General features: G+C 49.6%; 13 protein-coding genes. All 13 read right to left on the bottom strand.

Annotated elements, in window-relative coordinates; translation table 11 throughout:
- Positions 1–45: 45 nt before the first annotated feature.
- Positions 46–798 carry a SpoIIIAH-like family protein gene (locus tag AC1WIP_RS00230; RefSeq protein WP_318704446.1) on the bottom strand — a complete coding sequence of 251 codons (753 nt, stop codon included), beginning with the start codon at positions 796–798 and terminating at the stop codon, positions 46–48.
- A gap of 60 nt (positions 799–858) precedes the next feature.
- Entirely contained in the window at positions 859–1,530 is a 672-nt protein-coding gene (locus tag AC1WIP_RS00235) for a stage III sporulation protein AG (RefSeq protein WP_481139916.1), read from the bottom strand.
- Positions 1,531–1,533: 3 nt separating this feature from the next.
- The gene (locus AC1WIP_RS00240; RefSeq protein ID WP_481139917.1) at positions 1,534–1,980 is read right to left on the bottom strand and encodes a stage III sporulation protein AF; all 447 of its coding nucleotides are present in this window, start codon (positions 1,978–1,980) and stop codon (positions 1,534–1,536) included.
- 1 nt (position 1,981) lies between these two features.
- Entirely contained in the window at positions 1,982–3,043 is a 1,062-nt protein-coding gene (locus AC1WIP_RS00245) for a stage III sporulation protein AE (protein ID WP_481139918.1), read from the bottom strand.
- 81 nt (positions 3,044–3,124) lie between these two features.
- Positions 3,125–3,514: a SpoIIIAC/SpoIIIAD family protein gene (locus tag AC1WIP_RS00250; RefSeq protein WP_481139919.1), complete on the bottom strand. Its 390-nt coding sequence runs from the start codon at positions 3,512–3,514 to the stop codon at positions 3,125–3,127.
- A gap of 17 nt (positions 3,515–3,531) precedes the next feature.
- Positions 3,532–3,726, bottom strand: a complete 195-nt coding sequence (gene spoIIIAC / locus AC1WIP_RS00255; RefSeq protein WP_318704505.1) for a stage III sporulation protein AC — start codon at positions 3,724–3,726, stop codon at positions 3,532–3,534.
- Between the two features lie 33 nt (positions 3,727–3,759).
- Positions 3,760–4,254: a stage III sporulation protein AB gene (locus AC1WIP_RS00260; RefSeq protein ID WP_481139927.1), complete on the bottom strand. Its 495-nt coding sequence runs from the start codon at positions 4,252–4,254 to the stop codon at positions 3,760–3,762.
- Positions 4,145–5,209, bottom strand: a complete 1,065-nt coding sequence (gene spoIIIAA / locus AC1WIP_RS00265; RefSeq protein WP_481139920.1) for a stage III sporulation protein AA — start codon at positions 5,207–5,209, stop codon at positions 4,145–4,147. Before spoIIIAA ends, AC1WIP_RS00260 begins: the two co-directional genes overlap by 110 nt.
- Before the next feature lie 190 nt (positions 5,210–5,399).
- Positions 5,400–6,215: an SDR family oxidoreductase gene (locus AC1WIP_RS00270; protein WP_481139921.1), complete on the bottom strand. Its 816-nt coding sequence runs from the start codon at positions 6,213–6,215 to the stop codon at positions 5,400–5,402.
- Between the two features lie 108 nt (positions 6,216–6,323).
- On the bottom strand, positions 6,324–7,490 hold the full coding sequence (locus AC1WIP_RS00275; RefSeq protein ID WP_481139922.1) for an exo-beta-N-acetylmuramidase NamZ family protein: 1,167 nt from the start codon (positions 7,488–7,490) through the stop codon (positions 6,324–6,326).
- Between the two features lie 46 nt (positions 7,491–7,536).
- Positions 7,537–8,235 carry a PIG-L deacetylase family protein gene (locus tag AC1WIP_RS00280; RefSeq protein WP_481139923.1) on the bottom strand — a complete coding sequence of 233 codons (699 nt, stop codon included), beginning with the start codon at positions 8,233–8,235 and terminating at the stop codon, positions 7,537–7,539.
- 4 nt (positions 8,236–8,239) lie between these two features.
- Positions 8,240–9,247 carry a GNAT family N-acetyltransferase gene (locus AC1WIP_RS00285; protein WP_481139924.1) on the bottom strand — a complete coding sequence of 336 codons (1,008 nt, stop codon included), beginning with the start codon at positions 9,245–9,247 and terminating at the stop codon, positions 8,240–8,242.
- Between the two features lie 7 nt (positions 9,248–9,254).
- Positions 9,255–9,647, bottom strand: a 393-nt coding sequence (locus tag AC1WIP_RS00290; protein WP_481139925.1) for a hypothetical protein, incomplete at its 5' end; no start/stop codon positions are given.

The raw sequence follows: 9,647 nt of genomic DNA on the forward strand, positions 1-9,647 counted from the left end.
CCTTTTCGCTCAGTATAACACAACTTTATGTATTTTACACGCTTTTTACTGGACAACCGTGCTGATCACAATATTTTCTGCGGCAATATCTGTTTTTCTTTTTACGATATCCTCGATCTGCGCTCTCTGGGCGTCAGTGAGCTCTGCGGCGTTTACCACCACATCTACGGCATCGCCATTGATACTCACCACCACGTCGGTAAAGCCCTTGGCCTCCAGCAGTATCTCTGCCGCCGCCTCTTTCTCGGCCACCTCTGTCATCTCCACCATACTATTTACAGCATCCTGCTTCTGTTCATCACTTAAGGCAGTGCTGTTGATAATCTCCAATAACGTCTCCTTGTTTTTGGCCCTGGTCTGTTCCTTTAAAAGCTTCGCCTCCGAAAGGACGGTAACTCCGGCTCCTGAGGTAAACACTGCCTCCCCCGGTACCTCCCCCTCCTCAGGAGCGGCCTCGGCCACCTCCATATCCGTATCCAGGTAGTCCTCGGCGATCACATCCGACTCGGAATCCAGACTTTCTATTTCCGTTACCTCTGAGGACAAAATATCCTCCTCTGACAAGTCAAGCAGTCCATCTGTCAAGGCTGCCTCCTCCACACCCTCCGCCGTGTAGTTTTCGGTGATCACTCCTGTGGAATCTACGGCGCTTGCGTCGCCTGCATCCGCAGCCTGATCCTCCACGGTCAGATATTCCTCTTCAAGATTGGTTCCCGCAAACTGTAAATACCCTGCAATCGCTATCATGATGGCAAGTGCGGTGATCATAAGCTGATTCTTCTTAATTAAGTTTTTCACGGTACTCTCCCTTTTCTCAACTTTACTACTTTATTGTATGACCTGTCATAAGGATATATGCTACCTGTCGCTTTCCATTTTCACCACCTTCACCTTATGAGCCTCAATGTCAAATAATGCCTGCACGATCTCCGTAACGCTTTTGTCTATGGTTCCGGTCCCAGCCCCCTGGGCCACCACAACCACTCCTTCCACCTTTGGCAGAAGGGTTTTTACCACATAAGGCTCGCTGTCACCGTCCTGGGTTTTGTACACAGTGCTCTCTGAGCTTTCCATCTGGTTTAAAATACGGCTTCCCCCCTGGGAATCCTCCTCATTGGTGCTGGAGCGGCTCACAGGAGTATCCTTTTCCACTACCAGCTCCTCGGAGGATTTTAATGTGATCATCACCTTCACCTTTCCTACGCCGGAAACGCCGGAAAGAGTCTCCTCAAGCCTTTTTTCCAGATATGCACAATAGTCCTCTCTGGTGTTTTGGGCTTCCTCCAGGAATTCCTGTCCCGGCGAAGCCTCGTTCTCCGCCCTTTCCTCCTGGGTCAGGGTATTCTCTCCACCGATTTGGGGCTGACTGTCATAAGTCCCACTCTCTTCCCCGTCTTTGGTAGGAAGGGCAATGATAAACAGCAAAACCCCCGAAAGAATCAATATGATAAGATTATCCCTCTGAAACCACTTATGGATTCCCTTTTTCTCCATCCATTGTTTCCATGTCTCTTTCCTGTCCCTGCGCATCTTTCATTCATCCTCCCCGCCCGACTGTATGCGTATCTCCTCCACCGGCTCCACATAAATGGAATCTGAGGAATGCTCCTGTCCGCCTTCCGACTCTTTTTGCATCTCTCCGGTCTGATCATTGGCCTGCTGCTCCTTTATGCTTTCTCTCACCTCCTCTAATGTCATCTGCTCCAAAATCCTTTGGGACTGATCAGCCTGGTCTAAGGCCTCGTCCATGCTCTTTTGCAGGTCGATCTCAAACTCCTGCACACGCATCAGAAACGCCTCTGAACCGCCTCCAAACAAAAGCCTGCTCACCGGCAGAAAAATCTGGATCAAAAGCAGCACGCCCACCAGCAGTTTTAAATATTTCTCATAGGAGGCGTTTGGCCTGAAATGTACAATACTCTGGGCGCAAATCATAAATATTCCCATCTGGCAGATTGCCTTAAAAAACTCCGACTGCATATCAAAATCCCCTGTTGGTGGCCGTTGCCACAATGGATAAGGTGACCAGAAACAGCAAAAGGGCTGTGCCCGCAGTCCGGAACAGCAGCATACCTGCATCCCCAGTTCTATTGGCGCAGGCCGTGATCCGTTTATCGCTCACAAGCCCCATAAAAGCCGCCGCACCTTTCAGCAGACAAGCTATGCAGAAAATCTTTAAAAGGGGCGCTGCGCATAAAAGAAGCAGCAGAATCAGCAGTGCAATACCAATGGTGTTTTTGATGACCACCGCCGAGCCTGCCACAAGCTCCACTACTCCATCCGCCGCGTTTCCTATACCGGGGATGGCAGAGATCACCTTTTGCAGTGTAGAGGCCTTTACCGAATCAATCACTGGTGTGATCACCGCCTGAAAGACACTGATGCCTGTGACAACCCCAAGGGCTGCCTTTAGCACCCAGCCGATTCCCTTTTCCAGAAGCTCAATGAGAAGGTTCAGCTTTTCCTCCATCCAGATTCCGTTGATCACCGACAGCATGGCGTGGCTGTACACAAAGGGTATTACAGCCCCCGTCAGAATATTTTCCACCCCGTATATGATCAGCAAAAGCAGCTGATAATACGCCCCCACTGTGGTACTTCCCGTAGACACCCCAACAGCGATCAGATAGGTGGGCACCAAAAGCTTGATAAACAAGACGATATTTTCAATGGTTTCCACCGCGGTCTGTGCTGCCTGGGAAAAGCATTTCAAAAGAATGGCAGAAAAAAGCAGATACATAAAGTAAAAAGCCATATCTGCAATCTGATGCCTGTCAAACACCTCCACAAAATGAGCCATCAGGGCCGACACAATCCCCAGCACCAAAAGCCAGACAAAAATATTCTTCATGCCTGTAAACTGTCCTGCGATACCGGCAATGCTGCCTTGCAGCAGCTTAGAAAATGCTCCCAGAATATCCCCCGTCATAATCTCACTCATCAGATCGGAGAGGGAAATGGAGCTTTCGGGAAAAAGCGTACGCATTCCCTCCTGCAGTTTGTCCAGGCCGTAATCCTCCCATATGCTTTCCAGCTCAATCATGCTTCTCCTCATTTCTGCGCTGCCTTCTGCCCATCCTGATTTTGTGGCGTCAGCGCAGCCACAAATCTGCCCGCAGGCCGGCTATCCTGCAAAGCTCTGAATCTGTTCAATCACTGCAAAAAGAATGGGAAGTCCTGCGAACATAACGGACAGCTTCCCCAAAATCTCTATTTGATCTGCAATGGCCCCATAGCCTGCGTCCTTGCAGATGCCGGAGCTGAATTCACAGATATAGGTAATGCCCACCACCTTAAGCAGGATAGCCAGATAGCTCTGGGCCCCGCCCAGATATTTCTGAATCAGTCCAAGCTGGTTCACCACAGCCTCCACCTGGCGCAGCACATAAGAAAAGATTAAAATTCCTAAGGCAAATCCGATGTAAATGCCGTATTCCGGCTTCTGCCCTTTAAACTGCACCGCCAAAAGGACTCCTGCCACTCCCAAAAATCCAACCTTGATAATTTCCTCCATCCCATTCCCCTTTCTGCCTATAGGGAAAACAACGACTGTATCGTCTGAAACAGATCATAGATATATGGCACAATCCATGTCAGCACCAGAATCAAACCGGCCAGGCTGACCAAAAAAGCATGCTCCTCCCGCCCGCTGTGCTTTAATACCTGACTCAATATAGTGACCAGTATGCCTACCGCCGCAATTTTAAAAATCAGACTTACTCCCATAATTCCTCGCATTCCGCCCATGCACAGCTTTTTCTATAACAAGACGATTACCAAAAGCAGGCCGCTCATGGCCCCAAGTCCCACCGCCAGCCTGCATTTCTCCTCATTTTCCCTCTCCACCCGCTCTATGGCCCCCGCAAGCAGCTCTCTGCTCATTTCCATAGTCCTAAGCTGCATGCCTTCATCGGCATAGCTGCTTTTAGAGATAAATTGCAGAAAATTCTCCCCATCCTCCTTTTTTACGGGCAAAGCCGCAAGACACTCTCCCATATGTCTGCAAAACACCTCCGAAAATCCCGCTCCAGTGTTTTCCTGCATTTCCTCAAAAACATCCCGGAAAGCTTTGGCATAGGGCTCCCCAAGCCGGGCGGCCAAATGCAGACAGCACTCCGGAAGGGTTGACTTTCCATATCGGATTTCACTCATAAAAAGCTCCAGAATTCCTTCCAGTTCCCGCAGTGTCTGCAGACGGCTGATAAACTGCTGGCGGTACCAAAGTCCCAAGCCCAGGCTGCCGGAAATAATCATGACCGCCCCCAAAATCCGAAGCATAGGCTTCCTCCCTTCCGTAAACTCGTTTAATCACACAACGCCCCTTTTCCTTTCCCAAAACGGGAAAGCAGTCGAAAAGCCGATCCTCAAATATTCTTTGCAGGCCTTGTTTTTTTTGAATATCCCACAGGTCCTCCCCGTGTACTGTGGCCAGTATCCTGCTGCCGCAGGAGGCTGCCAGGTGCAATGCCTCCATATCCTCTCTGCCGCCCAGCTCATCTACCGCAATCACTCTGGGAGACATGGAACGCAGAAGCAGCATCATTCCCAGCGCTTTGGGACAGGCGTCCAGCACATCCGTACGGCAGCCCACATCATTTTGCGGGCTGCCCAGATAGGACCCCGCAATTTCGCTGCGCTCGTCCACTACGCCCACACACATTCCCCCGGCGCAGGCATTCCCATCCGATATCTGCCGGATCAAATCCCGAAGCAGCGTCGTCTTGCCGCAGCCCGGAGGAGAAATAATCAAAACATTTTTAAGTCGGCCTTTTTCGTATACCAAGGGAAGAAGCTCATCTGCAGCCCCCTTGATTTCGTGGGAAATTCTGATATTCATATACGAGACATGCTTTATGGTTTTTACACTGCCGTCTCCCGAAAGTACCACCTGCCCCGCAATTCCCACTCTGTGCCCGCCATTTACTGTGATAAAGCCCTGTCTCAGCTCATCCTCAAAGGCATACAGGGAGTCGTGGCAGATATGCTGTAAAAGCATCTGAAGCTCCTTTGCCGTCACAAGACTTCCCTGTGCCTGCTTGTCCGTAAAACGGCCCTCCTGATCCAGATACCATTCCCGGCCTTCCATCATAATCAAGATCGGCCTTCCGGCTCTTAAGCGGATTTCCTGAATCCTTTTTTCCTCTGCTGCCGCCTGCTGCCAAAAGCTTCTTTTCTCCAGCGGAAACATCTGCAACAGTGTTCCGGTCATCTGCTCCTCCTTCCCAGCTCACAGCTTTTCCCTTTTCACAATATATGAAGCCCTGTCCAAGATATTCCTTCTTTTTGGCTGGATTCTGATTTTAAGATTCCGATTTGTTTTCATAATACGCCACATAAAAAAAGCCTGCGCTGCCAGCTGGCACACAGGCTTTTTGATGATAATGTGAAAGATACCGGCTTCACCAGCCGTAGAAATAGGATGCCGTCGCACCGCCGTCAATAAGAAAATCAGCTCCGGTAATAAAAGCACCCTTCTCACTCATAAGAAGCTCAGCCACATTGGCTACCTCATCAGCAGTGCCGGGGCGGCCCGCCGGACACTTGGCAAACATGTTTTTATAAAAATCCCCCCGGGGGCCGTTAAACTCATCCAGCGCCAAAGGCGTAACAATGATACCCGGAGAAATGGAATTCACCCGGGCGCCTTTTTCGCCCCACTTTACCGATTCTGCCATGACCCGCTTCTCGTTGCAGCGTTTGGCCATCTGATAGGCGTGAAGCGTATCGCGGATGTTCCTGGGCTGCAGGATATCCAGCTTCAGCAGCTCTTCAGTGGGCGTACAGGCCAGCTGCTCATCCTCCTCTGGTGTCAAAGCCGGCATCCGGTGGCCAGACTGGCTGGAAATGGTCACTCCCACGCCGCCGGGAGCGATAACCCTTCCCACTTCCTCCAGCAATACTGCCGTACCGTACAGGTCTACCTGCAAAATAGTTTCAATAGACGCCTGGCTGGGAGAAACACCGGCAGCATTCACCAGCATAGTGATGGATCCATGCTTTCTTGCCTCTTCGATCATTGCCTTAATGGACTCCCTGGAGGAAATGTCCATCTCCATGGCTACAGTATCAAATCCCGCTTCATTCATCGTGTTGGAAATCGCTTGTGCATTTTCCGGCCTTTTGTCCCCAATAACAATCTTTTTTCCGTATCCCATCCGGCGGGCAATCGCCATGCCAATCTGTCCGGCACCGGTCAGAATCATAACATTTTTCATACAAATAACTCCTTTCCTGCATCCTGACTTCTATTTTAGGCAGACCGGAAAAAACATCAATTTCCGTTTTGGGGATTTCTGATTAGTATATCTTATGCGAAAACAATTTCATTCCTCCGGATATGCAAAAACATTCCGGCTTTTTTCCCACCAGGGCAGAAAGCTTTTTGTTCCTTCCCTTACTGCCTGGCAGACCTCCTGTATTGTGATGTCCTTTTTCCTTAAGAGAGAAGAGCCAAACATCAAGTCCACAGTAAATTCACCCTTCTCATGACGGGGAGGAGTAAATGCAAAATTTTCTCCTCCCAGCTTTTTTGCAGTCAATACCATTTTGATTCCCAGCTCTACCGGTCTTACCTTGTATCTGTCAACCACATGAACCTGGACGCCATGACAAAGCTGGCCCGTATATTTTCCAAACATGGGAATAAAGCTGACAGGGCGGAACCGTACCCCCGGACATTCCTGCTGCTCCAAGGTCTCAGCAAATGTATGGGCGGACATCCATGGAGCTCCAATCAGTTCAAAAGGCCTTGTTGTCCCCCTCCCCTCTGAGAGCGTAGTTCCCTCAAACAGGCAGGTTCCGTTATAAAGCAGCGCCCCATCAGGACTTGCCAGGTTCGGGCTTGGATTAATCCACATAAGCCCTGTGTCCTCCCAATACATACTCCGTCTCCAACCCTTCAAAGGCACTACCAGAAGCTCTGCGCCAATGTGAAATCTTTCATTGATATGCCAGGCCAGTTCTCCTATGGTGAGAGAATATCTCTGGGGAAAATCATACATTCCGATAAAAGAAGTGCAGTCCGGCTCCATCACCGTTCCCTCTACGGCCATACCCCCAATCATATTCGGACGGTCCAGCACCACAAATGGAATCCCCTTCTTTCTGCAGGCAATCATCGCATTGGTCATGGAATACAGATAGGTATAATACCTGGAGCCCACATCCTGAATGTCAAATACCATCATGTCAATGGCTTCCAAATCTTCCTGGGACGGCATCCTTTTGTCCCCGTAAACACTGTATACCGGTATTCCTGTCTTCTCATCCTCATAAGAAGTAATTGACATTCCATCCTGTCTGTCTCCCCGTATTCCATGCTCTGGCGCGTACAGCGCGCATAAATGGTAATCTCGAAACAGTTTATCCGCCGTCGCTGTCAAATCCCGCAAAACCCCGGAAGGATTGGTTAAAAGTCCCAGCCTTCTGCCGTGAAATATCTCCTCATATTCATCAATACGGTCAGCTCCGCACAATACCATACTCTTCATTTTCCTCTCCATTTCGAAACGCAGCACATAAAGCCGTTTTCGCCTATCAGAAATCTGTAATCCTTCTGCATACGGCTTTCGCAAACTGTTCCCGTACCATAAAGGTCTGTGCCCGCACAAAGCCGCTTTCACAGCCCCGGCAGATGCTTAACGCATCATAATATTCCAAATAACGATAGTCCGTACTGTGCGTAACAAACCAATGCTTCCCCACCTCCCGGTACCACAGCTCATATCCCTTGGTAATGTCAACATACAAATAGGGGTGATAATCTTTGGAATCCTCCCAGTTCTCAGTAAAGTAAAGCTTCGGACAGGCATGCGCCGGAAGCTCCCGCTCAAAGCCGGCATTCCCGGCATAATAACGGGCCTCCTGGACAATTTTGCTTGTATTGGCGTGGTCCTTATGGACGCTCTCCTTCCAGTGAGTGATGATAACATCAGGCTTGTAGCTGCGAATCAAATCGCATACCCTCCAGACAGTTTCCTCATCATGGCGCAGAAGCCCGTCTGGAATATCAAATACCACTGCTTCTCCCCCCAAAGCCTTTGCGAATCGCTCTGCCTCCCGAAGCTTTTGCCTGCGATAATCTTCTACCGTCATAGAAGGGGGATTTCCTTTCTCCCCAGCCGTCAGCGCTGCGGTTACAATGGTATCGCCCTCTAAGGCATGGGAGGCCAAAACACCTCCGCAGGTCAATTCCATATCTCCTATATGCGCCCCTATTGCTAAAATAACTGCCATTCTTCTATATCTCCTTTTCCATTACAGCAAATCTGCAGCTTACCACAAATCCCACGGATTCGTATAACTTCAGAGCCGGATTGCCTTCATCGGTAAACAGGGTACTATACTCAGCTCCAATTTGAGAAAACTGTTCCATAAGCCTGTAAAACAGCACTGTGGCAATACCCCTTCTCTCATATTCTGGATGTGTGGCGATTCCGTTAAACCAGCCCCGCCCATTCTCTTCCTTGTCAATGGGACCAGCAAACCCTACGATTCTTCCCCCATCCTCTGCAATCAAAACAGGAAGCGGCTTCGGTTTTTTGTTGTTTTCCCGGATTGTCTCTCTCCATACTTCCCCATGGAGGGCATCAAAAAGCGCTTCAAAGCCATAATGAACGTCCGGCTGATACAGCTGTATCCTGATTCCCTCCTCCGCCAGCTTCTCCTGCTTCCGTACCACCCTTTCTATCACGGAAAAATTGTAAAGCGGACGATACATTCCATCCTCAACCGCCCTGGTCTGATACCCATTTTTTTGAAACATATAAAAGCCCGGGCTGTCCAGCTTTACCCCTGGCGCGTTGTTATGCTGTGCATTGGAGCTGCCCGGAATCTGCCAGGTGAGGGCCATGGGATTGCGGTAAGTAATAGCTGCCTTCTTTTTGCCAGAGGCTGCAAATCGTCTTTCCAATTCTTTCAGAAGACTTGTTCCGATTCCCTCCCTGCGTCTGTTTGGCGCTACCAGAACCATCGTCACATAGCCTGGCGTATTCAAAGCATTTTCTCCCTGGAGATATTTTCTTTTTGTCATGCCTGCTGCAAATCCTATGACATGCCCTGTCTCATCCCGGGCGGTAATCATATAAGGTTCTGTCTCATGGACAGATTCCAAAAAAATTTTCTTAAATTTTTCTTCTGTAACAGGAGCATATACCATATCCTCACTGCCCGCGCACTGATTCCAAAGCTTCACTGTCCCGCCAAGGTCTGTTTCTTGAAACCCGGTAATTGTAACTTGCTCTTTCATTGTTTTTTCATTCCTTCTCTGTTTCCTCTTCCCAGTAATACCAAAGCGCCCCTTTTTCAACCCGTTCCTCTCCATCCGCCAATTTGGCATCCGGAAATCGCTTGAACCAGTCCGCAAAAAATGCTCCGGAAACCAATTCACATTTTTCCAAAATACTGCCGGAAACTGCCGTATAGGGAGCATTTAATCCCAATCTATCAGCAGCCTGGCTTCCCACCTGCGCCAGCTTCCTTCCCGCTTCCTGCAAAATCTTCCGGGCCTCTTCTTCCCCCTGCTTCCCATATTCTATGACAACCGGCGCCAGGGCAGCCAGCTGCGCTTTCGTAAGTCTGTGCAGACTGCCTGGTATCTGATAAGGAGAAGGACAGCCTAACTTTCCTATCAGCGCTTTCTCCATGGC

The sequence above is a fragment of the Acetatifactor sp. genome (genome assembly GCF_982438285.1).

Excerpts from the sequence above, each read along its gene's own strand:
- spoIIIAA (WP_481139920.1), bottom strand. The coding sequence starts at position 5,209 with ATGACCGGAACACTGTTGCAGATGTTTCCGCTGGAGAAAAGAAGCTTT.
- AC1WIP_RS00275 (WP_481139922.1), bottom strand. The coding sequence starts at position 7,490 with ATGAAGAGTATGGTATTGTGCGGAGCTGACCGTATTGATGAATATGAG.
- AC1WIP_RS00235 (WP_481139916.1), bottom strand. The coding sequence starts at position 1,530 with ATGCGCAGGGACAGGAAAGAGACATGGAAACAATGGATGGAGAAAAAG.
- AC1WIP_RS00250 (WP_481139919.1), bottom strand. The coding sequence starts at position 3,514 with ATGGAGGAAATTATCAAGGTTGGATTTTTGGGAGTGGCAGGAGTCCTT.
- AC1WIP_RS00270 (WP_481139921.1), bottom strand. The coding sequence starts at position 6,215 with ATGAAAAATGTTATGATTCTGACCGGTGCCGGACAGATTGGCATGGCG.
- spoIIIAC (WP_318704505.1), bottom strand. The coding sequence starts at position 3,726 with ATGGGAGTAAGTCTGATTTTTAAAATTGCGGCGGTAGGCATACTGGTC.
- AC1WIP_RS00245 (WP_481139918.1), bottom strand. The coding sequence starts at position 3,043 with ATGATTGAGCTGGAAAGCATATGGGAGGATTACGGCCTGGACAAACTG.
- AC1WIP_RS00285 (WP_481139924.1), bottom strand. The coding sequence starts at position 9,247 with ATGAAAGAGCAAGTTACAATTACCGGGTTTCAAGAAACAGACCTTGGC.
- AC1WIP_RS00240 (WP_481139917.1), bottom strand. The coding sequence starts at position 1,980 with ATGCAGTCGGAGTTTTTTAAGGCAATCTGCCAGATGGGAATATTTATG.
- AC1WIP_RS00260 (WP_481139927.1), bottom strand. The coding sequence starts at position 4,254 with ATGATTATTTCCGGCAGCCTGGGCTTGGGACTTTGGTACCGCCAGCAG.
- AC1WIP_RS00280 (WP_481139923.1), bottom strand. The coding sequence starts at position 8,235 with ATGGCAGTTATTTTAGCAATAGGGGCGCATATAGGAGATATGGAATTG.